This is a genomic window from Enterobacter cloacae complex sp. S1 (genome assembly GCF_014930525.1).
GTDB lineage: Bacteria > Pseudomonadota > Gammaproteobacteria > Enterobacterales > Enterobacteriaceae > Enterobacter > Enterobacter hormaechei_C.
In genome coordinates this window covers 135,335-160,091 of record NZ_JADBRE010000009.1, presented here as the reverse complement: position 1 = coordinate 160,091, position 24,757 = coordinate 135,335, and the positions used below count along the sequence as shown (strand labels likewise).

Annotated in this window: 21 protein-coding genes; 7 read left to right on the top strand and 14 right to left on the bottom strand. The window is 55.9% G+C overall.

The genetic code is table 11. The annotated features are described in order from the left end of the window. The first annotated feature begins 51 nt into the window (after positions 1-51). Entirely contained in the window at positions 52-762 is a 711-nt protein-coding gene (gene sanA / locus IM290_RS08500) for an outer membrane permeability protein SanA (RefSeq protein ID WP_017383381.1), read from the top strand. Between the two features lie 127 nt (positions 763-889). On the opposite strand, the gene mglC is transcribed toward sanA, so the two are convergent. From mglC to IM290_RS08465, 7 genes are all read right to left on the bottom strand, one after another. Continuing rightward, positions 890-1,900, bottom strand: coding sequence for a galactose/methyl galactoside ABC transporter permease MglC (gene mglC, locus IM290_RS08495; protein WP_003859318.1), 1,011 nt, complete (start codon positions 1,898-1,900; stop codon positions 890-892). Positions 1,901-1,915: 15 nt separating this feature from the next. After that, positions 1,916-3,436, bottom strand: a complete 1,521-nt coding sequence (gene mglA / locus IM290_RS08490) for a galactose/methyl galactoside ABC transporter ATP-binding protein MglA (protein WP_003859320.1) — start codon at positions 3,434-3,436, stop codon at positions 1,916-1,918. A gap of 79 nt (positions 3,437-3,515) precedes the next feature. Next, entirely contained in the window at positions 3,516-4,514 is a 999-nt protein-coding gene (gene mglB / locus IM290_RS08485) for a galactose/glucose ABC transporter substrate-binding protein MglB (protein ID WP_017383382.1), read from the bottom strand. Positions 4,515-4,808: 294 nt separating this feature from the next. Beyond that, positions 4,809-5,831, bottom strand: a complete 1,023-nt coding sequence (galS, locus tag IM290_RS08480) for an HTH-type transcriptional regulator GalS (RefSeq protein WP_193042293.1) — start codon at positions 5,829-5,831, stop codon at positions 4,809-4,811. Between the two features lie 155 nt (positions 5,832-5,986). Continuing rightward, entirely contained in the window at positions 5,987-7,144 is a 1,158-nt protein-coding gene (yeiB, locus tag IM290_RS08475; protein ID WP_015572318.1) for a DUF418 domain-containing protein YeiB, read from the bottom strand. 18 nt (positions 7,145-7,162) lie between these two features. Continuing rightward, the gene (gene folE, locus IM290_RS08470) at positions 7,163-7,831 is read right to left on the bottom strand and encodes a GTP cyclohydrolase I FolE (RefSeq protein WP_015572317.1); all 669 of its coding nucleotides are present in this window, start codon (positions 7,829-7,831) and stop codon (positions 7,163-7,165) included. A 102-nt stretch (positions 7,832-7,933) separates the two neighbouring features. Further along, on the bottom strand, positions 7,934-9,082 hold the full coding sequence (locus tag IM290_RS08465) for a YbfB/YjiJ family MFS transporter (RefSeq protein WP_193042294.1): 1,149 nt from the start codon (positions 9,080-9,082) through the stop codon (positions 7,934-7,936). Positions 9,083-9,219: 137 nt separating this feature from the next. Between IM290_RS08465 and fghA the strand changes: the two genes are divergently transcribed. Both fghA and IM290_RS08455 read left to right on the top strand, forming a co-directional pair. After that, complete coding sequence (fghA, locus tag IM290_RS08460) at positions 9,220-10,047, top strand: S-formylglutathione hydrolase (RefSeq protein WP_193042295.1); 828 nt, start codon at positions 9,220-9,222, stop codon at positions 10,045-10,047. Between the two features lie 267 nt (positions 10,048-10,314). Then, positions 10,315-12,300, top strand: a complete 1,986-nt coding sequence (locus tag IM290_RS08455) for a ligand-gated channel protein (protein WP_015572315.1) — start codon at positions 10,315-10,317, stop codon at positions 12,298-12,300. 54 nt (positions 12,301-12,354) lie between these two features. On the opposite strand, the gene IM290_RS08450 is transcribed toward IM290_RS08455, so the two are convergent. Together IM290_RS08450 and yieE are read right to left on the bottom strand one after the other, a co-directional pair. Continuing rightward, complete coding sequence (locus tag IM290_RS08450; RefSeq protein ID WP_193042296.1) at positions 12,355-13,824, bottom strand: amino acid permease; 1,470 nt, start codon at positions 13,822-13,824, stop codon at positions 12,355-12,357. A 180-nt stretch (positions 13,825-14,004) separates the two neighbouring features. Next, positions 14,005-14,871, bottom strand: a complete 867-nt coding sequence (gene yieE / locus IM290_RS08445; protein WP_017383387.1) for a DNA-binding transcriptional regulator YeiE — start codon at positions 14,869-14,871, stop codon at positions 14,005-14,007. Positions 14,872-14,968: 97 nt separating this feature from the next. On the opposite strand from yieE, the gene IM290_RS08440 reads away from it, so the two are divergent. Then, positions 14,969-16,015, top strand: a complete 1,047-nt coding sequence (locus IM290_RS08440; RefSeq protein ID WP_047741403.1) for a YeiH family protein — start codon at positions 14,969-14,971, stop codon at positions 16,013-16,015. Between the two features lie 64 nt (positions 16,016-16,079). Continuing rightward, the gene (nfo, locus tag IM290_RS08435; RefSeq protein ID WP_193042297.1) at positions 16,080-16,937 is read left to right on the top strand and encodes a deoxyribonuclease IV; all 858 of its coding nucleotides are present in this window, start codon (positions 16,080-16,082) and stop codon (positions 16,935-16,937) included. Between the two features lie 74 nt (positions 16,938-17,011). Here nfo and fruA read toward each other — a convergent pair whose 3' ends face one another. The 3 genes from fruA to fruB are packed head-to-tail and all read right to left on the bottom strand — an operon-like array spanning position 17,012 to position 20,782. Beyond that, the gene (gene fruA / locus IM290_RS08430; protein WP_015572312.1) at positions 17,012-18,697 is read right to left on the bottom strand and encodes a PTS fructose transporter subunit IIBC; all 1,686 of its coding nucleotides are present in this window, start codon (positions 18,695-18,697) and stop codon (positions 17,012-17,014) included. Positions 18,698-18,713: 16 nt separating this feature from the next. After that, on the bottom strand, positions 18,714-19,652 hold the full coding sequence (gene fruK, locus IM290_RS08425) for a 1-phosphofructokinase (protein WP_006811313.1): 939 nt from the start codon (positions 19,650-19,652) through the stop codon (positions 18,714-18,716). Beyond that, entirely contained in the window at positions 19,652-20,782 is a 1,131-nt protein-coding gene (gene fruB, locus IM290_RS08420; protein WP_045333658.1) for a fused PTS fructose transporter subunit IIA/HPr protein, read from the bottom strand. Before fruB ends, fruK begins: the two co-directional genes overlap by 1 nt. 358 nt (positions 20,783-21,140) lie before the next feature. On the opposite strand from fruB, the gene setB reads away from it, so the two are divergent. Next, entirely contained in the window at positions 21,141-22,322 is a 1,182-nt protein-coding gene (setB, locus tag IM290_RS08415) for a sugar efflux transporter SetB (protein ID WP_193042298.1), read from the top strand. Here setB and IM290_RS08410 read toward each other — a convergent pair. Beyond that, positions 22,319-22,573, bottom strand: a complete 255-nt coding sequence (locus IM290_RS08410) for a YkgJ family cysteine cluster protein (RefSeq protein WP_003859353.1) — start codon at positions 22,571-22,573, stop codon at positions 22,319-22,321. The two genes, setB and IM290_RS08410, sit on opposite strands and share 4 nt — an antisense overlap. A gap of 164 nt (positions 22,574-22,737) precedes the next feature. Here IM290_RS08410 and yeiP point away from each other — a divergent pair, with 164 nt between their 5' ends. Beyond that, a complete protein-coding gene (gene yeiP / locus IM290_RS08405) occupies positions 22,738-23,310 on the top strand; it encodes an elongation factor P-like protein YeiP (RefSeq protein WP_003859355.1) in 573 nt (190 codons plus the stop codon). A 116-nt stretch (positions 23,311-23,426) separates the two neighbouring features. Here yeiP and uxuA read toward each other — a convergent pair whose 3' ends face one another. Beyond that, positions 23,427-24,617 (bottom strand): mannonate dehydratase, encoded by a 1,191-nt coding sequence (uxuA, locus tag IM290_RS08400; RefSeq protein ID WP_017383391.1) that lies wholly within the window; start codon positions 24,615-24,617, stop codon positions 23,427-23,429. Positions 24,618-24,757: the final 140 nt, after the last annotated feature.

Genomic DNA, 24,757 nt, shown 5'->3' with positions numbered 1-24,757 from the left:
GGCGGGTACAGTAGCCTGAGGGAAATTTCATCATCGGTACGAGCCATCTGCATGTTAAAGCGCGTGTTTTACAGCCTGTCTGTCCTGGTCGGCATACTGCTGTTGATCGTGCTGGGTCTCGACCGCTGGATGAGCTGGAAAACAGCCCCCTACATTTTTGATGACCTACAGGATCTCCCCTACCGTCAGGTTGGTGTGGTGCTTGGCACCGCCAAGTATTACCGCACTGGCGTCATAAATCAGTATTACCGGTATCGTATTCAGGGCGCGCTGAACGCCTATAACAGCGGCAAGGTGAACTATCTGCTGCTGAGCGGCGATAACGCGCTGCAAAGCTATAACGAGCCGGTGACGATGCGCAAAGATCTGATTGCCGCAGGCGTCGACCCGGCCGATATCGTGCTCGACTACGCCGGATTCCGCACGCTTGATTCCATCGTGCGTACCCGCAAGGTGTTCGACACCAATGATTTCATCATCATTACCCAGCGTTTCCACTGCGAGCGGGCGCTGTTTATCGCCCTGCATATGGGCATTCAGGCGCAGTGTTATGCGGTGCCATCGCCAAAGGATATGCTGAGCGTGCGCGTACGTGAGTTTGGCGCTCGTTTTGGCGCGCTGGCTGACCTGTACTTATTCAAACGTGAACCGCGCTTTTTAGGCCCGCTGGTGCCGATCCCAACGATGCACGAAGTGCCGGAGAATGCACAGGGTTACCCGGCGGTAACGCCAGAGCAGTTGCTGGAAATTCAGAAGAAGTAATAACTTTTGTCGGGTGGCGGCTTCGCCTTACCCGACCTACGATCGCGATTTTGTAGGCCCGGTAAGCGTCGCGCCACCAGGCAAAAAAAGGCCCGCTACGTGAGCGGGCCTTTTCATTCTGAAGATCTTACTTCTTACGCGCGTACTTCAGTGAATCCAGCGCAACCGCGAAGATGATGATGGCGCCCTTGATGATGTACTGCCAGTAGGGGTTCACGCCGATGTAGGTCAGGCCGTAGTTGATAACGGTGAAGATGATCACACCGGTCACCACGCCCAGCACGGTCCCCACGCCGCCGCTGAAGGAGACGCCGCCAACCACGCAGGCTGCAATCGCATCCAGTTCGTACATAAAGCCGAGGTTGTTGGTTGCAGAGCCGATACGGCCCGCTTCCAGCATCCCGCCGAAGGCGTAGAAGACCCCGGACAGGGCATAAATCATCAGCAGGTTCAGAGCCACGTTGACCCCGGACACTTTCGCCGCTTCAGGGTTACCGCCGATAGCAAAGATGTTTTTACCGAAGCGGGTTTTGTTCCACAGGATCCAGACGAACGCCACCGCAATCAGCGCATAGAAGGTGATGTAGGAGAGACGGAAGCTGCCCAGCGCAACAAACCCCTGCGTGAAGGTCGAGAAGCCGCTGTCGAAGCCAGAGATTGGAGACGCGCCGACGAAATCGTAGTACAGGGAGTTGATACCATAAACGATGATCATCGTGCCAAGCGTGGTGATGAATGGCGTCACGTTCAGGTAAGCAATGATGATGCCGTTAATCAGGCCAATTACCGCGCCGATGGCGCACACGATCAGGATCACCACGAAAATCGGCATGGTCGCCATCTCCGGGAACACCTTGTTGGCGTTTTCCATCGACTGCAACAGGGTTGCCGCAATGACCGCCGCCAGACCCACCTGGCGCCCTGCCGAAAGGTCAGTCCCCTGGGTAACGATAAGTCCCGCCACGCCAAGCGCGATAATAATACGTACGGAAGACTGGGTCAGAATGTTACTCAAGTTCAGCAGACTTAAGAACGTAGGGTCCTGGAAAATAATAATCGCCAGCAAGACTAAAAGAACAACGTAAATACCGCCTTCTTTCAGATAAGTGAGAAAACTTTTTTTATTTAACGCACTCATGAGGAGCCCCTGATCTTAAAGGTGCAAAGACGCAAGACGCAAAATTTCGTTTTGCGTTGTCGTTTTGGTTTCAACAATACCGGCAACGAGACCATTGCTCATAACCAGAATACGGTCTGTGATCCCTAACAATTCCGGCATTTCGGAAGAAATAATAATGATCCCTTTATCTTTTTTCGCCAGCTCGGCGATCAGCTGGTATATCTCAAATTTTGCACCCACGTCGATACCGCGCGTAGGTTCATCCAGCATCAGAATTTCAGGCTGGGTTAATAGCCAGCGACCAATAATGACTTTCTGCTGGTTCCCTCCCGAGAGTGAGCCAATTTGCGTGCGGTGGCCCGGCGTTTTCACGCGCATGGAGTCAATCACCCACTGGGTATCGCTCTTCATGCGGGAATTATCCAGCAGCCCGACTTTATTTTTGTAATTGCGAATATTAGAAATTAACGAGTTAAAGTTAATATCCAGATAAGCGTAAATACCGGTGGAACGACGCTCTTCCGTCACCAGCGCAAAGCCATTATTAATGGCTTCGTTGGCGTTGTGGTTGTTGATCTTCTTACCGTGCAGCGTAATGGTGCCTTCGGCTTTCTCACGGATACCAAACAGGGTTTCCACGATGTCGGTGCGCTTAGCGCCCACCAGCCCTGCGATGCCAAGGATCTCCCCCTTGTGCAGATCGAAAGAGACATCGCGGATAGACGGCTGACGCAGCGAGGTCAGGTTACGCACCTCCAGAATCACTTCGCCTGGCTTGTTTTCTTTATCCGGGAAGCGCTGGTTCAGAGAACGGCCAACCATCATGGCGATGATCTTGTCCATATCCAGCCCTTCCAGCGGCTGGGTGGCGATCCACTGGCCGTCGCGCAGGATGGTGATTTCATCGCACAGCTGGAAGATCTCTTCCATTTTATGTGAGATATAGACAATGCCGCAGCCGCGATCTTTCAGCTTACGAATAATGGTAAAAAGGTGGTTAACCTCTTTTTCCGTTAATGACGATGTCGGTTCATCCATGATCACGATTTTCGCATCATAGGAGAACGCTTTGGCAATTTCGATCATCTGCATCTGGGAAACGGATAATGTCCCGACGCGTGCGCGCGGGTCGATATCAATATCCAGCTCATCAAAAATGGCTTTGGTGTCGCGATACATTTTATCCTGATCGACAAAGACACCTTTGGTTGGATAACGACCCAACCACATATTATCCATAACTGAACGTTGCAGAACCAGGTTTAATTCCTGGTGTACCATCGAGATACCGTTCTCCAGCGCTTCTTTCGCTGAATGGAAGTCGATCTCTTTTCCCTGAAAAAGAATGCTGCCAGAATCTTTTTGATAGATCCCAAAGAGGCATTTTAATAATGTTGATTTACCCGCACCGTTTTCACCCATTAACGCATGAATAGAGTGTGGACGAACTTTTAAATTAACATTATCGAGCGCCTTAACACCGGGGAATGACTTGTTGACACCGGTCATTTCCAACAAGTATTCACCGGACGACTGAGTAGTTGTGCTGACCATAATTATACCTTGTTGGCCTCGCATATCGCGTTATAAAAGGGCGCAACGAATTGCGCCCAGTGAAGACAATGCAGATAACTTATTTACCGATAAACTCAGCCAGGTTGGACTGGTCTACGCCCACGTAAGGAACGCGAACGATTTTGTTGTCAATTTTCCAGTTAGTCCCGTCAGCGGCGCCTTTACCGTCGGCCAGGTTTTTCGCCAGATCGAAGGTGGCTTTCGCCTGGTTGTTGGCATCGTTCAGCACGGTACCGGCCATAGCGCCAGATTTTACCAGCGCCAGCGCTTCTGGCAGGGCATCCACACCGAATACAGGAATGGCGGATTTGTTGTGCGCTTTCAGCGCTTCTACCGCACCCATTGCCATCGCATCGTTGTTGGCGATGACCACTTCAATTTTGTTGGCGTTCGGGCCAGAGAGCCACGCATCCATCTTATCTTTCGCCTGAGCGGTGTCCCACATTGCGGTGTCTAACGCCAGCTGTTGGGTTTTCAGGCCCTTGTCGTTCAGCTCTTTAATAACGTAGGTGGTACGTGCTTCAGCATCCGGATGGCCGGGTTCGCCTTTCAGCAGAACGAACTGAATCTGACCATCTTTGTTCAGATCCCAGTTTGGGTTCGCCGCCCAGTGTTTCGCAATCAGATCGCCCTGGATAATCCCGGACTCTTTGGAGTCAGTACCCACATAATACGCTTTGTCGTAGCTGTCCAGCGCCTTACGGGAAGGTTCTTTGTTGAAGAAGACAATTGGCACGTTCTGGCCGCGCGCTTTCTCGATCACCGTGCCTGCCGCAGCCGGGTCAACCAGGTTAATAGCCAGCGCTTTCACGCCTTTTGCCAGAAGAACGTCAATCTGATCGTTCTGTTTGGACTGGTCATTCTGGGAGTCATTCATCAGCAGCTGCACGTCTGGCGCTGATTTAGCATCTTTTTCAATTGCTTTACGCACAACGGACATGAAGTTGTCGTCGTATTTATAGATAGTCACGCCAATACGGGTATCCGCTGCGTGCGCTGCTGCGCCAAAAAGCATGCTTGCCATGACAGCAGACAGAGTCAACACCTTCTTATTCATGGTATCTCCGGTTTTTTTATGCAGGGTAGTTCTTGTGAAAAACGGTCGGCGGGCAGAAGTTAATAAAACGTTACTGATCGCCGAAGTTCACTTATAAAATGTCCAGCTTCCGTGTTCGGTAACGCTCCAGAAATGCGTTTTATTCGTTGTTTGAGGCATGCTGGTAACGGTAAAAGTGAATAATCACCGTTACATTGTGTTTCAGCCCCTAAAACGCTGACATCATAGACAGCGGCTTGTTAAGATACTGTGAATTTACTCACAGATTGAAAACGGTTACATCACGTGATGTTATCAGTTAGTGATCGGAGCCACAGTTTGTCGGATAGCGACCGAATGGCGGCGTACTAAAGTCGGCATAAAACAATGCGTTGCGTCAGGATCTAACAGCCCTGCCGCCCCCTGTAACGCCAGCTCTGTCGCCAGTTTCGCCATCGACGCAATGGGGTAACGCACCGTTGTCAGCTGCGGATCGGTGTAACGGGCAATCGGGATATCGTCAAAGCCGATCAGCGATAAATGCTGCGGCACCGCAATGCCGTTGTCTTTCAGCGCGGTAAGCGCACCTGCCGCCATGCTGTCGTTATAGGCAAACACGGCCGTCAGCTGAAGATTACGCCCCAGCAGTTCCACCATTGCCGCTTCACCGCCCTGCATGTCCGGCGAACCGGTACCTACCCAGCTTTCCAGCGGCGCAATGCCCTGCTCTTTCAGGGCGTTTTGCCAGCCCTCGCGGCGCATCATGTCGTCTTCAATACCGTGGCTGGAGGCCAGATAACCAATGCGCTGATGGCCGTTGCTGATGAGCATCCGCGTCGCCATCATCGCGCCGCTGATGTTATCCAGACCGACGCAGCGGTGCGCGTAGCCGGGGACGATACGATTGATCAGCACCATGCCGGGGATTTGCTCCATAAACCCGGCCAGCTCTTCATCGCTCAGGGCTTTAGAGTGCACAATCAGGGCGTTACAGCGCTGGCGGATCAGTACCTCAATGGCATAACGCTCTTTTTCAGCCTCGTGATAGCTGTTGCCAATCAGCACATATTTCTGGTGCTGCTGGGCAACGACGTCCACCGCTTTGACCAGGGCGCCGAAGAAGGCGTCCGACACGTCCATCACCACTACGCCAATGGTATCGCTGACCTGCGTCGCCAGCGCCTGAGCATTAGCGTTTGGCCGGTACCCCAGCTGGGTCACGGCTTTCATTACGTTTTCACGCGTTTCAGGGCTGACCAGCGCACTGTTGTTCAGCACGCGGGAGACAGTAGCAACAGAAACACCCGCCTGGCGGGCGACGTCACGAATGGTGATCATATTCACCACCCTTTAAAGGATTGCAGCAACTCACAGACACCCCCTGTGTTTAGCAAGGTGGCTATTCTGGCAGCGAGAGAGAGGAGACTACGTGAAGAAGCTCACACAGATGAAAACGCTTACATCCGTTTTGTTAATGATTGTGATCCAGATCGTTATCTGGATGTATTACGCAATGACACGCCCGAAGCGCGGGCGGTTAACCGTCGCCATGCCCATTCCAGCGGGCCCTGGCGGAAAAAACGCAGCCAGACAACCGAAAACACCACGTTAACAATCCAGACCGGAATAACAAACGCCAGCAGCGTCAGGCGGTCGAATTTCATAAACAGGCCGAATCGGTAGAAAAGCGTGGTGCATATCAGCGTTTGCAGGATGTAATTGCTTAACGCCATCCGCCCAACGCAGGCCACCGCACTGACGATCCACAGGCGGGAAAGCTGGGGCCAGAAGCCGTAGATCAGCGCCGCATAGCCAATAGTCTGGAACGGCGCGCTCAGTTCGCGCGGCACCTGCAACAGGAATGCACACCAGCGGTAATCCCACTGAAGATGCCACTGCATCATCACCGCCGGGAGGTTGATGATCACGCCGAGCAGCACCAGCCCTGCTCCCGTACGACGATAGTGTCGCAGGCTAAATTCCCCTTTCAGCCAGCCGGTGCGCATCAGGGCTGCGCCCATCAGCATCATCCCCGCCAGCTGCCAGCCGTATTGCGCGCCCAGCGCCAGCAGGTTATCGCCGAGCATATCGGCCCGGTTGCCTATCGCTTCCATGCCGCCTTTCAGCTTCCAGAACTGCTCATATTGCAGGTTGGCCGCATCCGGGATCCATGAACGACTGGTGGAAGCATCGGCAATCATGCCAAGCAGCAATAACACGGCCAGTCCCATGACATAGAGCATCACGCCGGTATTAAACAGGCTTTTCACACCGGGCGCGTCGCGGATCAGCCGCCAGCAAATCAGCCCCACCAGACCATACGCGAGCAGAATATCGCCGTCCCAGAACAGCAGCCCGTGAATAAAACCGAGGATAACCAGCAGCGTTAAACGCGACTGGATCCAGCGCGTACCGCGTTTGAGGAGAAGCTGAAGTCCCGCGCCAAACAGAAGCGCAAAGAGGGTCAGGAATTTAACCTGTGCAAAGAGATCGAGGATTGCCCACGTCCAGGCGTCGCTGCGCGTGATGTCGCCATACCACGCAGGATTCAGATAAGCGGCCTTCGGCAGACCGAAGGCGCTGATATTCAGCAGCAGGATACCGAGAATGGCGACGCCGCGAACAAAATCGAGCGTGACGTTTCGCTCCATGGTCCCTGCCCTGTCTGATTAGTTGTGGTGACGCACGGCGCGCAGGAACTCCTGGCGGGTGTTCTGGCTCGATTTGAACAGGCCGCCCAGCGAAGTGGTGGTGGTTGCGCTGGTTGCATCACGCACGCCGCGCGCTTTCACGCAGTAGTGCACCGCGTCGATAGACACCGCCACGTTGTTAGTACCCAACAGAGTTTGCAGTGCGGTCAGGATCTGCTGCGTCAGACGCTCCTGCACCTGCGGACGCTGGGCAAAGAACTGCACGATGCGGTTGATCTTGGACAGGCCAATGACCGTATCTTTTGGAATATAGGCCACCGTCGCTTTACCATCGATGGTCACAAAGTGATGCTCGCAGGTGCTGGTCAGCGTGATATCGCGTACCGTCACCATCTCATCGACCTTCATCTTATTTTCAATGACGGTGATTTTCGGGAAGTTCGCGTAATCCAGGCCGGAGAAAATTTCGTCGACGTACATCTTCGCGATGCGGTGCGGCGTCTCCATCAGGCTGTCGTCGCTCAGATCGAGATTCAGCAGTTGCATGATCTCCGTCATATGGCCGGCGATCAGACTCTTGCGGGTATCATTGTCCAGCTCCTGCACGGGCGGGCGCAGTGGCGTTTCAAGACCGCGCGCAACCAGCGCTTCATGGACAAGGGCTGCTTCTTTACTGAGTGATGACATTCTTTTCTCCTGCAGGTGTGGCGTCTTTTGCCCTCGTTGTGGCAAAAGTGTGCGCTCATTGTGCGTGAGGCGACGCACATAATCCAGTATTCACGACGATAATTATTGCAATTGCTGTTGCCTTTCAGCCTGACGGTTCCAGACTAACGCTCCGCCAACGAACAGCGCGATCCCCGCCAGCCCCAGCGCAGGTTCCAGCCGATGCGTGAGCCAGGTCGACAGTGCCGACGTGACCGGACCCACCAGCTGACCAATGGCATACCCGGTGGTGAGCAGTCCCGCCATATAACGCGTGTGGTCTGGCGCCAGCTCGCGACCGTACAAAAGAGAGAGCTGCACGGCGCAGAGGAACCCGCCGCCCACCAGCAGCCCACCCGTCAGCAAGCCGCCTATGCCCGGCAGCAGCCAGGCCGCCAGCACGCCAATCCCCTGTAACCACAGAACAATCGCCAGCCTGCGGTTAGCGCTTGATGTATGCCGCAGGGCAATGCTGAGCGCAATTCCCACCACCGAGGCGGCGCCAAATATCGGCCAGACAAACTGGGCAAACAGGCTGCCAGGAAAACGCACCGCCGCCATTTGCGATAAAAAGGTCGCCGGGAGGATATAGCCGAACCCTGCCAGGCTGTAGCTCCAGACCAGACGCTTGAGATCTGCGGTCAGCAGCAGCGGTTTAGGCGCGGTACCGGGCCGATGGAGCTGCCCGGACCGCGGCAGGTAGCGCGCCACCAGCACAATCAGCACCAGCGCCAGTACGCCGTAGATTTGCCATGCCGCCCCGGCGGACAAGGATTTCGCCTGAATATAGACCGCCAGCAGGCCGCTCAGGGCGATGCCGGCCCCGGGTCCGGCAAAGACGGCCGCACTGAGTCCCGGTTTGCCCAGCTGCCCCAGCCGCTCGTTGGTCCAGGCGGCAATCAGCACCATCGACCAGCCGCTCATGCAGCCGATCACAAAGCGCAGCAGACCGTGAACAACGGCATTATCTGCCGCCGCGGAGAGCAGCGTTAGCGCCACCGCACCGGTGATGCCAAGCCAGAGACGCGTTTCAACGAAGCGATGGGCGCGCATGGCATCCCATGCCCCCACCAGATAGCCCAGATAGTTCATTGCCGCCACCAGCCCCGCACTGGTAAGCGTGAGTTGCCCGGCGGCTATCATCAGCGGCACCTGAGGCGTGAAGGCGAAGCGCCCTATCCCCATCGCCACGACCAGAACAACAAATCCGCTGAGCGCGATACGCAGCGCCATGATCGCTCCAATTGTTAAAGAAAAGTAAATTTATGATGCAACATCTCGCCGTCCTGCGAAAGTGAAAGTTGCTCACAGGTCAATGAAAACTCTGTATTATGCGTTTTATGAATCGTCTTACCTTTAAGGAGCCCTGCATGGAACTGCTCGAAGAGCATCGTTGTTTTGAAGGTCGACAGCAGCGCTGGCGGCACGACTCCACCACGCTGAATTGTGCTATGACGTTCAGCATTTTCCTGCCCCCTGCGGACAATCCACCGGTGCTGTACTGGCTTTCAGGCCTGACCTGCAACGACGAAAACTTCACCACCAAAGCGGGTGCCCAGCGTATTGCCGCCGAACTGGGCATTGCGCTGGTGATGCCAGATACCAGCCCGCGTGGCGATGACGTGGCCGACGATGCCGGATACGATTTGGGTAAAGGCGCCGGGTTCTATCTCAACGCCACGGAACAACCGTGGGCGAGCCATTACCGCATGTATGACTACATTCGCGATGAACTGCCTGCCCTGGTGCACTCTCAGTTCGCGGTCAGCGAGCGCTGCGCGATAAGCGGACATTCGATGGGTGGCCACGGGGCGTTGATCATGGCGCTGAAAAATCCGGGGAAATACACCAGCGTGTCCGCATTTGCGCCGATTGTGAACCCAACGCAGGTGCCGTGGGGGCAAAAAGCCTTTACGCACTATCTGGGTGAAGAAGCAGAAAAATGGCAGGAATGGGACAGCTGCGCGTTGATGCTGACGAGCGACTCGGTGAATGCGATCCCGATGCTTATCGATCAGGGCGATGCGGATCAGTTCCTCGCCGGACAGCTACAGCCTGCGGTGCTGGCGGAAGCCGCGCGCCAGAAGGACTGGCCGCTAACGCTGCGCATTCAGTCGGGATACGACCACAGCTATTACTTCATGGCGTCCTTTATTGAGGATCATCTCCGCTTCCATGCGGAGCATCTGTTCAGATAAGTTCCGCCTTTTGCCCGGTAGCGCCTCCTGCCTACCGGGTCTTCCCCTCCCCCTCTTTACATACTTCTATCCGCTTGAATCCAGCCTGATTTCTGTCGCCGACACCCAAACACAAATGATTTCAATTATCATTTGTGTTTACAATTCTACATTCTTTTGTACAATTCCAGGCTCTTCTCCATCTCAAAGAGTTCTTACAAGACAAAAACATACAGTTCTCAGGGTTATCCCGATGGAGTTTTATTCATTTTTATACGGAATGTACAAATGACAATACCGCGCATTAAGCTCCTGGCCGTCGCCATTGGCGCTGCCACATGTTCCCCCTTCGTTCACGCAGCCGATCAGGACACCGTTGTCGTCACCGCGACGGGTTTTGAACAAAAGATCCAGAATGCCCCCGCCTCCATCTCTGTGATTTCAAAACAGCAGATTGAAGATAAAGCCTACCGTGATGTTACCGATGCCCTGAGAGACGTCCCGGGCGTTGTCGTCACTGGCGGCGGGAGCAGCAGTGATATCAGTATTCGCGGCATGGCCTCTCAGTACACCCTGTTCCTGGTGAACGGCAAACGCGTCAGTACGCGAAGCACCCGCCCCAACAGCGACAACTCGGGTATTGAACAAGGCTGGCTGCCGCCGCTGGAGTCCATTGAGCGCATCGAGGTCATCCGCGGCCCGATGTCCTCGCTTTACGGCTCCGATGCTATGGGTGGCGTAATTAACGTCATTACCAAAAAAGTCTCGAACACTAAAGCCTGGACCGGTTCGTTGCATGGCGATGCGACCTTCCAGGAAAACAATGATTCCGGCGATATCTTCCAGACCAACGCCTACGCTTCTGGTCCCCTGATCGACGGACTGCTGGGCGCAAAAGTGACGGGGCTGTTGTCACGCCGCGCAGAAGATAAAATCGTGAACGGCTATAACGAGCAGAAAATGCGTAACGGTGGCATTACGCTGAACTTCACGCCGGACGAGAAGAACGATTTCGACCTCGACTTTGCTCGCGAGCTTCAGGACAGAAACAGCACCCCGGGGATGTCGAAAGCGGCTGAAACCTGCCGGGGAACAACCTGTACGCCAAATACCAAAAGCGACTCGCGCTATGAGCACACGACCTACTCCTTAACGCACAGCGGGTATTACGACGACTTCAATACCACCAGCTATATCCAGCAGGAAGAGACCAATAATCCAGGTCGCAAAATGCGCTCCTATAACACCACCTTCAACAACCAGAACCAGATTTTCCTCGGCGATCATACGTTGACCCTCGGCGGGCAGTATCGTTATGAGAAACTGCGCGACAAGGGTAATCAGCTGGAAGCTGCTGACGGACTGAACAAACTGACGCGCTGGAGCTGGGCCCTGTTTGCCGAAGATGAATGGGCAATGACGGAAAGCTTTACGTTGACCGGCGGTCTGCGTATGGACAAAGACCAAAACTACGGTACTAACTGGACGCCGCGCGGTTACGGCGTATGGCACCTGGCCGATCAGTGGACGTTAAAAGGCGGGGTTTCGGCTGGCTATCGTGCGCCGGATCTGCGTCAGTCGTCTGCCAGCTGGGGCCAGGTAACGGGTGGCGGCCGTCTTGACGGTATCATCGTTGGCAACCCGGATCTGAAACCAGAGAAGAGCCTGAGCGAAGAGCTCGCCCTGCTCTGGGATAACAACGATAACCTGAATGCCGGCGTGACGCTGTTTAATACCGACTTCAAGGACAAAATTACGGAAGTTCGCCGCTGTAACAGCAGCGCCGATCCCGCCTGTACGATTGGCGATCACAGCTATGATTTCGTCAGCGATCGCGTCAACGTGGACAAAGCCAACATGCGCGGTGTGGAGTCCTCCTTCGGGTGGAAAATCACGCGCGATGTGAACTGGACTGCAAACTACACCTATACGGAGTCTGAGCAGAAGAGCGGCCAGTTCTCCGGCAAGCCACTGAACAAAATGCCGAAACACATGTTCAACACCACCCTGGACTGGCAGGCGACGCCCGACGTCGGATTCTGGAGCCGTCTGAACCTGCGCGGTAAAACGTCTGAGTACCTGAGCCGCACGTCAATGTCCCAGGGTACGCCGTCCTACACTCAGGTTGATGTCGGTATGCGCTACAACGCCAACAAAAACCTGCTGGTTACTGCCGGTGTGTATAACGTGCTCGATAAGCAGATTGATTACGATACGTATGACACCGTGCTGGATGGCCGTCGCTATACCGTCGGCATGACCTACAGCTTCTGATCTGCCCATAAAAAAGCCCGCTCAACTGAGCGGGCTAAAAGGGAGGAAGTGCGGTTATTGTTTAAATCGTTCCGGGAAATCCATTTCACTGTAGCGAACGAAGCGTGTTCCTTTCGTCAGTTTGTAGCCAAACCAGATGATCAGGAACAGCGGAATGCCAATATAGGTGGCCGTGACGGCACCCCAGTCAATGGTGTCCGCAAGGAAGGCCTCATAGTTCTGACCCAGGGTAATAATCAGGCACAGAACGAAGGCGAAGATCGGCCCCAGCGGGAAGAACCCTGACCGGTACGGCAGATTATTGAGATCATGCCCCTGCTTGACGTACCCGCGACGGAAACGGTAGTGGCTGATGGCAATGCCCAGCCAGGCAATAAAGCCCGTCATACCAGAGGTGTTAAGCAGCCACAGGTAGACCGTCTGATTGCCGAACATGGAGGTCAGGAAACAGAGACCCGCAATCACCGTGGTCGCATACAGCGCGTTGCGCGGCACGCCACCGCGAGACAGTTTCGAGAAAATACGCGGCGCTTTACCGTCGCAGGCCAGGGTGTAGAGCATGCGGGTGGAGGCGTACATCCCGGAGTTACCCGCAGACAGTACCGCCGTCAGGATCACCGCGTTCATCACCGCCGCGGCAGAGAGCAGACCCGCGTGCTGGAAGACCAGCGTGAACGGGCTGACGCTGATGTCTTTCACATCGTTACGCAGCAGGCTTGGGTCGGTATACGGAATGATCAGGCTGATAATCAGGATCGCGAACACATAAAACAGCAGGATACGCCAGAACACCTGACGCACCGCGCGCGGAATGTTCTTCTCCGGGTTTTCGGATTCACCGGCCGCGATACCAATCAGCTCGGTCCCCTGGAAGGAGAAGCCGACAATCATCGCCACGCCAATCATCGCCGAGAAGCCCCCGGCAAACGGCGCATCGCCTATTGTCCAGTTACGCCAGCCCGCCGGTTCAGCCCCTTTGAAAATACCAACGATCATCGCCACACCGACGACGATAAAGATGATGACGGTTGCCACTTTAATCAAAGAGAACCAGTATTCCGCTTCGCCAAAGCCGCGCACGGAGATGTAGTTCAGCAGGAAGATGACCGCCAGGAACAGGGCGCTCCAGATCCAGCCTGGCGTGTCCGGGAACCACCAGGTCATTACCAGCTGTGCGGCGACGAGGTCAACGGCGATGGTCACCGCCCAGTTGTACCAGTAGTTCCAGCCCAGCGCGAAGCCGAAGCCTTCCTCAACGTATTTTTGTCCGTAGGTCGAAAACGAACCAGACACCGGCATGTATGCCGCCAGTTCGCCCAGGCTGGTCATCAGGAAGTAGACCATCAGGCCAATCAGGATATAAGAGAATAATGCCCCACCCGGGCCGGCTGCCGAAATTGTTGCGCCAGAGGCAACGAAAAGACCCGTACCGATGGAGCCGCCAATGGCGATCATCGTCAGGTGACGCGCCTTAAGTGCGCGACGTAGCGCGGGCGCTTCTGTGGTTTTAGTTTCTGAAACCATGTGAAAATGCTGTCCATTCAATAAATGAGGCGCGATTGTAGCAGACGATCTGCGTTGCTTCCGGCAGAAATGCTCAGTTATAAGAGAGCTTCATGACTCGGTCAGGATTATAAGTAAAGCATAAAAATGTGGGGTGATAAGCGCACATAGCCCCGGTAAGCGAAGCGCCACCGGGGAACGTTAAATGGCGCAGTAGCGCAGAAAACGCTGGAGTGAGCTGGAAAGGTGTTTCTGACGATGATGGATGCACCACAGCGTGCGCACCAGCTTCGGCAGCGGAACGGGGATCTCAACCAGAGAGCCGGTTTCCAGCTGTTCGGCAATCACCCGTCGGGAAAGACAGCTAATGCCCAGGCCATGACGCACCGCATGCTTAATCGCCTCGGAGTTACCTAACTCCATCCCTAACTGGAACTGCGGCAGATGGGACAGCAGCAGATAATCGACAATCTCACGCGTGCCGGAGCCCTGCTCTCGCAGGATCCACTGCGCCTGCGCCAGACGCTCCAGCGTCACCTCGCCCTGAAGTAAAGAAGAGGCCGGGGAGGCAAACACCACCAGCTCATCCTCCAGCCAGGGTTCCGCAATGATATCCACGTTGTGGCACGGCCCTTCGATAAGCCCGATGTCCACGCGGAAATCGATCACCGCGTTAATCACGTCCTGGCTGTTGCCGACGCTCATTTCCAGCGGCAGGGTCGGAAAATCCCGGCGGTAGCGGGCAATCACTTCCGGCAGGATGTAGTTACCGATCGTGCTGCTGGCGTAGACGCGAATAGCGCCGTTGTCCTCGCGGAACAGCTGTTCGATCTCCGTTGCCTGCTCCAGCAAGGCCAGGGCACGCGGGTACAGCAGGCGGCCATGCTCGTTCACCACCAGCCGCTTTCCTACCCTGTCGAAAAGCTGAACGCCCAGTTGCCCTTCAAGATCGGTCAAGGCCGCGCTAACGGCGGACTGCGAGAGCGCCAGCATTTGTGACGCCTGGGTTGTCGAGCCGCTTTTCAGCACTTCGGCAAAAACTTCCAGCTGACGCAATGTAATGTGCATGGTTGCTTACCACTTATAAAGATTGATTATAAATATATAATCAATTTTATTTTTAAGCCAGAGCGCCGTAACCTTTAGCCAGACAAAGGAGAAGGTTATGTCAGAAATCACCTTACAACATCATCGTACAGTGTGGCACTTCGTGCCGGGTCTCGCGCTCAGCGCCGTGGTTACCGGCGTGGCCTTATGGGGCGGGAGTATACCGGCGGTTGCCGGCGCAGGGTTCAGCGCCCTGACGCTGGCCATTCTGCTCGGCATGGTGGTCGGGAACACCGTTTATCCACACATCTGGAAATCCTGCGACGGCGGCGTGATTTTCGCCAAGCAGCATTTATTACGTCTCGGGATCATCCTTTATGGCTTCCGTCTCACCTTTTCGCAGATTGCGGATGTGGGTGTCAGCGGGATTGCCATTGACGTCCTGACCCTTTCGAGCACCTTTTTACTGGCGTGCTTTATCGGTCAGAAGATCTTTGGGCTGGACAAACAGACCAGCTGGCTGATCGGTGCGGGTAGCAGCATCTGCGGCGCGGCGGCGGTACTGGCAACAGAACCCGTCGTTAAAGCCGAAGCCAGTAAAGTCACGGTTGCCGTCGCGACGGTAGTTATCTTCGGTACGCTGGCGATCTTCCTGTATCCGGCCATGTATCCGCTGGTGGCGCACTGGTTTAGTCCGGAAACCTACGGCATTTATATCGGCTCCACCATGCACGAAGTGGCGCAGGTGGTGGCGGCTGGTCACGCCATTAACCCGGAAGCGGAAAACGCGGCGGTCATCGCCAAAATGCTGCGCGTGATGATGCTGGCCCCGTTCCTGCTTTTCCTCGCGGCGAGGGTTAAACAGCTTGCTCCGGCAGGCGGCAGCGAGAAAAGCAAAATCACCATTCCGTGGTTTGCGATCCTGTTCATCGTGGTCGCTGTCTTCAACTCTTTCCACCTGCTGCCAAAAGCGATGGTGGATATGCTGGTGACGCTGGATACGGTCCTGCTGGCGATGGCGATGGCGGCGCTGGGCGTCACCACACACGTCAGCGCGCTGAAAAAAGCCGGCGCGAAACCGCTGCTGATGGCGCTGGTGCTGTTCATCTGGCTAATCGTTGGCGGTGGTGCGATTAACCTTGCGGTACACAGCCTGTTGGCATAAACCATCTCGTTCTTCTCCTGTTAACCCGCTATCATAGGCATTTCGGGTTAACAGGAGTCTTTTTATGAAATATGTTGGAGCGCACGTCAGCGCTGCCGGTGGCCTTGCGAATGCCGCCATTCGCGCCGCCGAAATCGAGGCGACCGCTTTCGCCCTGTTCACCAAAAACCAGCGCCAGTGGCGCGCCGCAGCGCTCACCGCTGAAGTGATTGATGATTTCAAAGCCGCCTGTGAGAAATACCACTATGGGCCTGGCCAAATCCTTCCCCACGACAGCTACCTCATTAACCTCGGTCACCCGGTTGCCGAGGCGCTGGAAAAATCCCGCGAAGCGTTCCTGGATGAGGTTCAGCGCTGTGAACAGCTGGGGCTGACGCTGCTGAACTTCCATCCCGGCAGCCATCTGATGCAGATTGACGAAGACGCCTGTCTGGCGCGCATCGCCGAGTCCATCAACATGACGCTGGATAAAACCCAGGGCGTGACGGCGGTGATTGAGAATACCGCCGGTCAGGGCAGCAACCTCGGCTTTAAGTTTGAGCATCTGGCGGCGATCATCGACGGCGTGGAAGATAAATCCCGCGTGGGGGTGTGCATCGATACCTGTCACGCCTTTGCCGCCGGCTATGACCTGCGCACAACCGAGGCCACGAAAAATACCTTCGAGGAGTTCGAGCGTATTGTCGGTTTTAAATACCTTCGCGGTATGCACTTAAACGATGCGAAAAGCGCGTTCGGCAGCCGCGTTGACCGCCACCACAGCCTGGGCGAAGGCAACATCGGCCATGATGCGTTCCGCTTTATCATGCAGGACGCCCGCTTCGACGGTATTCCGATGGTGCTCGAAACCATTAACCCGGATGTCTGGGCGGAAGAGATTGCCTGGCTGAAGGCGCAGCAAACCGCTGAACAGGCGGCATAAAAAAAGCCGGGCTGCTTACGCACCCGGCTTTTTTTGTAGGTCGGGTAAGGCGAAGCCGCCACCCGACACCTCTTTTAGGCTGCTTTTGCGACCACTTCCGCTTCCGGGCGCTTCAGCACCGCGTAAGACAGGCCTGCCACCAGCGTACCGGCAACAATCGCCAGCAGATAACCCAGCACCGGCGTGATGGCGCCAGGGATGAGCAGGACGAACAGACCGCCGTGCGGCGCCATCAGTTTCGCACCTACCGCCATGGAGATAGCCCCCGTCACCGCACCACCCACGATACAGCACGGCAGAACACGCATTGGATCGCGTGCCGCAAACGGGATTGCGCCTTCGGTGATGAAGCACAGGCCCAGTACCAGCGCCGCTTTACCGCCTTCCTGCTGCGCTTTATCGAACTTACGGCGGGCAATAATCGTCGCCAGACCGAGCGCCAGCGGAGGCACCATACCGGCCGCCATGATCGCCGCCATCGGCGCGTAGGTCTGGGTACTCAGCAGGCCAACGCCAAACGCATATGCCGCTTTGTTCACCGGACCACCCATGTCGGTACACATCATACCGCCGAGGATTGCGCCCAGCAGCACCGCGTTCGCCGTCCCCATGGTTTGCAGCCAGTGGGTCAGACCTTCCAGAATGCCCGCGACCGGCTTACCAATCAGGTAAATCATCGCCAGACCGACCACCAGGCTGGAAATCAGCGGGATGATCAGGATAGGTTTCAGCGCCTCCATACTCTGCGGTAGCTTCAGCTTCGAGCTGATCAGCTTCGCCACATAACCGGCGAGGAAACCGGCAATGATACCGCCGATAAAGCCAGAACCGGTGCTCACGGCGAGCATACCGCCGATAAGACCCGGCGTCAGACCCGGACGGTCAGCAATGGAGAAGGCGATAAAGCCCGCCAGCACCGGCACCATCAACGCAAACGCGGAGCCGCCGCCAATCTGCATCAACGCGGCCGCCAGTGTGCCCGGCTCTTTAAACGCCTCGATACCAAAGGCGAAGGAGAGCGCAATACACAGGCCGCCCGCCACCACCATCGGCAGCATGTAGGACACGCCGGTCAGCAGGTGACGATACGCGCCCGCAGACTCTTTTTTCCCTTCGGTCGCAGTTTTAGCCGCACCGGTTGCCTGATACGGTTTGGCTTCTGCCAGCGCCTTATCAAATTCCTGCGCGGTCTTCTTCAGCGCCAGGCCGGTAGAGGTACGGTACATCGGCTTGCCGGCAAACTTCGCCAGATCCACTTCGATATCCGCCGCCACAATCACCAGATCGGCTTCCGCCACCTCTTCCGGCGTGATGGCATTGCCCGCACCAACAGAGCCGCGGGTTTCAACCTTCACCCACCAGCCACGTTTTTTCGCTTCGGTTTCAATGGCTTCAGCCGCCATAAAGGTGTGCGCCACACCTGTCGGGCAGGCCGTTACCGCAACAATGCGTTTCGGCCCAGCGGCGGCAACCGGCGCCGCCTCAACAGGTGCGCTGTAAACCGTCGCATGACCTTTTGCTTCGCTCAGAAACAGTTCAGGGTGTGCCACCGCGCGATTAATATCACCCAGCCACACTTTTTTGCCGTTCAGGGCGCTGTCAGCGGGGATTTTGTCGCCCAGAACAATCGCCATTTCAGCATCACCCGGGTTATCAATGATATCCAGATGCGCTTTTTGTGCCGCCGCGCCCAGCAGGGTCTTCGCCATATAGGCACGAGCCTGTCCGAGACCGGAGTCAATGATCAGCAGCGTTTTCATTATTCCTCTCCTGCTGTTAGTTAAAAGGTTTTAAGTCAACGCGCGCCATCATCGCGGCTAACTGGGTACGATCGGTAATACCGACATTGCTCTGGCTCACGGCCAGGGCCGCAACGGCGGTAGCAAGACGTAAGGTATGTTCACTGGATTCGCGCATCAGCAGACCGTAGATCAGGCCGCCAACCATCGAATCCCCGGCACCCACGGTGCTGACCACCTCCATTGAAGGCGGTTTGGCAATCCATTCCCCGGAGGCGTTCACCCACAGGGCACCTTCTGCACCCAACGAAATCACCACGTGAGCGATACCCTGCTCGCGCAGCGCATGGGCAGCGTCAATCACATCCTTTAATTCTGGCAGCTTACGGCCCGCCCAGATCTCCAGTTCGCGGCGGTTAGGCTTAACCAGCCATGGCGAGGCTTTCAGACCGGCGACCAGCGCGTCGCGGCTGCTGTCGAAAATAATGCACGGGCACTGGCTGCGCAGGCGCGTCATCCAGTCGGTGAACGCTTCCGGGCTGACGCCGGACGGCAGACTGCCGCTGACGCACACCATGTCAAACTGGCCCAGCCAGCTCAGGGAATCGGCAACAAAGCGCTCCCAGTCAGCCGGGGTCACTTCGAAGCCGGAGAAGTTCAGATCGGTCACTTCACCGTCTTTCTCGGTCAGCTTAACGTTGATGCGGGTACGGCCCTGCACAACCTGAAAACGGTTAGCGATGCCCAGTTCACTGAACAACTGCTGAAAACCATCCTGGTTGTCTTTACCGAGGAAGCCGCCTACGGTGACGTCGATGCCGAGATCTTTCAGCACCTTCGCCACGTTAATCCCTTTTCCTGCGGCATGCAGGCCGGTCGTCCGCACCAGGTTGACTTCGCCACGCTCAATTTCCGGGCAGAAACCCACCAGATCGTAAGCCGGGTTCAGCGTAATGGTCGCAACACGTCTGCTCATTATGCGCCCTCCCCCAGACCGGCCGCGATGGCGTCGCCAATCGCTTTCAGCGCCTGTTCAGCATCCGCGCCCTGCGCGGTAAAGCGCAGACGATGGCCTTTCTTCACGCCCAGCGCGACAACTTTCATCAGGCTGCGCCCGTTGGCTGGTTTACCCGAACCGTCCAGATTGGTCACGGTGATCTCACTTTCAAATTGTTTAATGGTATTCACCAGCATGGTGCCCGGACGGGCATGCAGGCCGTGTTCGTTACGCACCACGTACTCTGCGCTCAGCAGGTCATCCGTCAGCGCATCGTCGCTGGTCAGCAGGGCCAGCACCGTCGCCGCGTCTGCGTTCAGCAGTTTTTCAGCTTTATTGTTCAGCAGCAGATCGCCCAGACGCTTCAGCACGGATACCGGCTGATCGTCCGCCATGGCGACCGTTACCAGCATCGCGGCGCGTTCGCCGTCTGTCTCAAAGGCAACCGCAGCACGGCTGACCGCGATAGCGCTACGCAGGTTGCCTTCAGCACTGTCGTTCAGCCAGATGCCCTGACCCAGGTTTAATGGCTTATCATTGATGGCGCGCGTCACAAAAGTGGTATCTGCCGCTCCCACTTCTTTCAGGCGGGCCGCGTTCAGCGCCTGGAGCGTCAGCAAATCGGACGCAACGACGTCCAGCGTCAGGGTTTCATTATCCAGCTTCAGCGCTTCGCTCTGTTTTTCGCCCATCAGCAGGGCACGCAGCTCTTCAGCAGTGGTGGCGGATTTAAGCTGTTCCGCGACGGCATCATCACTCAGCACGTGCGTCAGCTGACGCAGCAGGCCCAGGTGTTCGTCACCGCTGGCCGCGATGCCGATCGCCACATAAGCCACCTGACCCTCGCCCCACAGCACGCCCTGCGGGAACTGGAAGACCTGCACGCCGGTTTTCAGCACCTGATCGCGGGTGTCCGTGGTGCCGTGCGGAATTGCAATACCGTTACCGAGGAAGGTGGAGGTCTGCTGTTCACGCGCCAGCATGCCGTTGACGTAGCCGTCAGCCACGTTGCCAGCCTGCACGAGCGCAGCGGCGACCTGGCGAATAGCCTCTTCTTTATTCCCGGCCTGTTCGCCCGGGTGAATATCCTGAACAGATAACTGGAACATGATTCTCCTCTCCTGCTGAAATTGAATCGTTTCAGCTTAACTGAGAAACCAGGCGCTAACCTGCTTCGTCAGGACAGGCAAGATAGCGCTGAAACGTTTCAAGAAGTCTTGTCTTTTCTACAAAAGGTTGCAAGAAAAGTTACATTTCTTGTTGCAGAATTTAGAAGTGCAGCACATTTCTTCTTCAGTCGGGAGGTTTTTGCTGATGTTCAGCAAACAGGTTCAGCACGCTTCAGCGAAACGGCGATAAACTGAAATGCTATTTTGATTTATTGTGGCAATCTTGATTTTGCCCTCTGTTTATTTAATGACAGGCGGCGTAAACTCCGCCTCTCTCTGTTACTCGCAAAGACTGAACATGCATAACACCCCCGCTGCCGCCTCACCAAAGCCTTTTGATTTGACGTCAACGGCGTTTTTGATCGTTGCTTTTCTCACCGGTATTGCCGGTGCGTTACAAACGCCTACGCTGAGCCTGTTTCTGACCAACGAAGTTCACGCCCGCCCGGCGATGGTTGGCTTCTTCTTCACCGGGAGCGCCATCATCGGCATTTTCGTCAGCCAGTTTCTAGCCGGGCGTTCAGACCGCAAAGGCGATCGCAAAAGCCTGATCGTTTTTTGCTGCCTGCTCGGGGTGTTTGCCTGCCTGCTGTTTGCCTGGAACCGTAACTACTTCATTCTGCTGTTCGTGGGCGTCTTCCTGAGCAGTTTCGGCTCGACCGCCAACTCGCAGATGTTCGCCCTTGCCCGCGAGCATGCCGACCGCACCGGGCGAGAAGCGGTGATGTTCAGCTCGATACTGCGCGCGCAGGTGTCGCTGGCCTGGGTGGTTGGCCCCCCGCTCGCCTACGCGCTGGCGATGGGTTTTGGCTTTACGGTGATGTACCTCAGCGCAGCCGTGGCCTTCGTGGTATGCGGCGCAATGGTCTGGTTCTTTCTGCCCTCCATGCGCAAAGAGCCGAAAGTGGCGACCGGTACGCTGGAAGCTCCGCGACGTAACCGGCGCGACGCGCTGCTGTTATTCATTATCTGTACGCTAATGTGGGGAACCAACAGCCTCTATATCATTAATATGCCGCTGTTTATTATTGATGAGTTGCATCTGCCGGAGAAGCTGGCCGGGATCATGATGGGAACCGCCGCGGGGCTTGAGATCCCCACCATGCTGATTGCGGGCTATTACGCGAAGCGCTTCGGCAAGCGCTTTTTGATGCGCGTCGCCGCCGTAGCCGGGCTGCTGTTTTATGTCGGTATGCTGACGGTTCATACGCCAGCCCTGCTTCTTGCTTTACAGCTGCTGAACGCCATTTACATCGGTATCCTGGCCGGTATCGGCATGCTCTACTTCCAGGATCTGATGCCGGGTCAGGCAGGCTCTGCCACCACCCTTTATACTAATACCACCCGCGTGGGCTGGATTATTGCAGGCTCACTGGCGGGCGTTGTGGCTGAAATCTGGAACTATCATACGGTGTTCTGGATTGCGCTGGTGATGTGCGTCCTGACGCTGAGCTGCCTGACGCGAATCAAAGATGTTTAAGGCGCGGTGAGCGCTTCCAGCTCAAGCAGATAAGTGATGGCCTGCTGGCGCGTACTGCCGCACATTTCGGCGGTTGGCTGGAGCCCGGAGCACACCTTCGGGCGCAGGGGCGAGCCAAAGATCATGCACAGGTTAGTGTCAGAGAGCTGAACGCAGCGGGTATTGGCAGGCTTGCCCTCCGGCATGCCTGGAATGGGGCTTGAGATGGACGGTGCGGTACAGCACGCGCCACAGTCGGAACGACAATCCATACATGCTCTCTGTTGGTGGCAGATGCCCGCGCAGTCGGGCATTGCGCGCACAGTAACACCTTTTATGTATTGATAGCAAAACCCACGAATTCCGCTTGCCTGAAAGGCCGCGCGCGAGTAATTTGGCGCGATATTTTTTACCTCCCGTAAACAGGATTACTGCAATGCCAAGAGCGAACGAAATTAAGAAAGGTATGGTACTGAATTACAACGGCAAACTGCTGATTGTGAAAGATATCGACATTCAGGCACCCAGCGCCCGCGGCGCAGCAACGCTGTACAAAATGCGTTTCTCCGATGTCCGCACCGGCCTGAAAGTGGAAGAACGTTTTAAAGGCGACGATATCGTCGATACCGTGACCCTGACCCGTCGCTACGTTGATTTCTCCTACATCGACGGCAACGAATACGTGTTCATGGATAAAGAAGATTACACCCCGTATATCTTCACCAAAGATCAGATCGAAGAAGAGCTGCTGTTTATTCCTGAAGGTGGGATGCCGGACATGCAGGTGCTGACCTGGGATGGCGTGCTGCTGGCGCTGGAGCTGCCTCAGACCGTTGATCTGGAAATCGTTGAAACGGCGCCGGGCATCAAAGGCGCGTCTGCAAGTGCGCGTAACAAACCGGCTACCCTGACTACCGGTCTGGTCGTACAGGTGCCAGAGTATCTGTCAGCGGGCGAGAAAATCCGTATCCATATCGAAGAAAAACGCTATATGGGTCGTGCTGACTGATTGCGGCGTTTGCCGGGTGGCGGCTGCGCCTTACCCGGCCTACAAAAACACAAAAACCGGCCTCAGAGCCGGTTTTTCGTAGGCCCGGTAAGCGTAGCGCCACCGGGCGATCAGGCTTAAAGAAGTTCAGGATACTTCGTCATTTTCAGCGCCAGCTCGATACCGCGCACTTCCGCCATCCCTTTCAGACGGCCAATCGCCGAATACCCTGGATTCGTTTTCTTGCGCAGATCGTCCAGCATCTGGTGCCCGTGATCCGGACGGAACGGGATTGGACGCACATCCCCCGCCTGCTTACGACGTACCTCTTCAGAGAGAATGGCATCCACCACCGCAACCATGTTCACGTCGCCGCCAAGATGGGCTGCTTCGTGGAAGGTTTTCGGGTTCTCTTCACGGCAGGTTGCACGCAGGTGGGTGAAATGAATGCGATCGCCGAAGGTTTCGATCATCCGCACCAGATCGTTATCCGCCCGCACGCCATACGAGCCCGTACACATGGTAAAGCCGTTGTAGATGCTGTCCACCGTCTCTTTCAGCCACTGCATATCTTCAATGGTCGACACGATACGCGGCAGGCCAAGAATAGGACGCGGTGGATCGTCCGGATGAACCGCCAGCCGCACGCCGACTTCTTCTGCCACCGGAACAATAGCGCGCAGGAAGTGCGCCATGTTTTCACGCAGCTGGTTTTTATCGATATCGCCATATTCCGCCAGGCGCGCGCGGAACTGATCGAGGGTATAACCCTCTTCCGCACCGGGCAGGCCCGCGATGATATTGCGAACCAGCTTCTCAATGTCCGCTTCACCGGCGGCATTGAACCACGCCAGCGCCTGCTGCTGCTCTTCGGCGGTGTAGTCTGCTTCCGCCCCCGGACGCTTCAGAATGTGCAGTTCGAAAGCCGCAAAAGCGATTTGATCGAAACGCAGCGCCTTCGAACCATCGGCCATTTCATATTCCAGGTCGGTACGCGTCCAGTCCAGGATCGGCATAAAGTTGTAGCAGACGGTATCAATACCACAGGCTGCCAGGTTACGAATGCTCTGCTGATAATTCGCAATCCAGGTATCACACTCACCGGAGTGGGTTTTGATATCTTCGTGAACCGGAATACTTTCCACAACAGACCAGGTTAACCCCTTCTCTGCCAGCTGAGCCTGACGCTTTTGGATTTCCTCCACCGGCCACACCTGACCGTTCGGAATATGATGCAGCGCCGTGACCACACCCGTTGCGCCAGCCTGACGCACATCATCAAGAGAAACCGGATCGTTCGGCCCGTACCAACGCCAGGTTTGTTCCATTGCCCCACCCTCTCAAGTTGTTATACCAATATGTGTTACCTCAATGACGACTACCATACATGTTTAATCGAAGTGGTCAATACAGCACGCGGCATTGATTGATCAAACTCACATAACAGGGATATTTACGGCTTACCAAT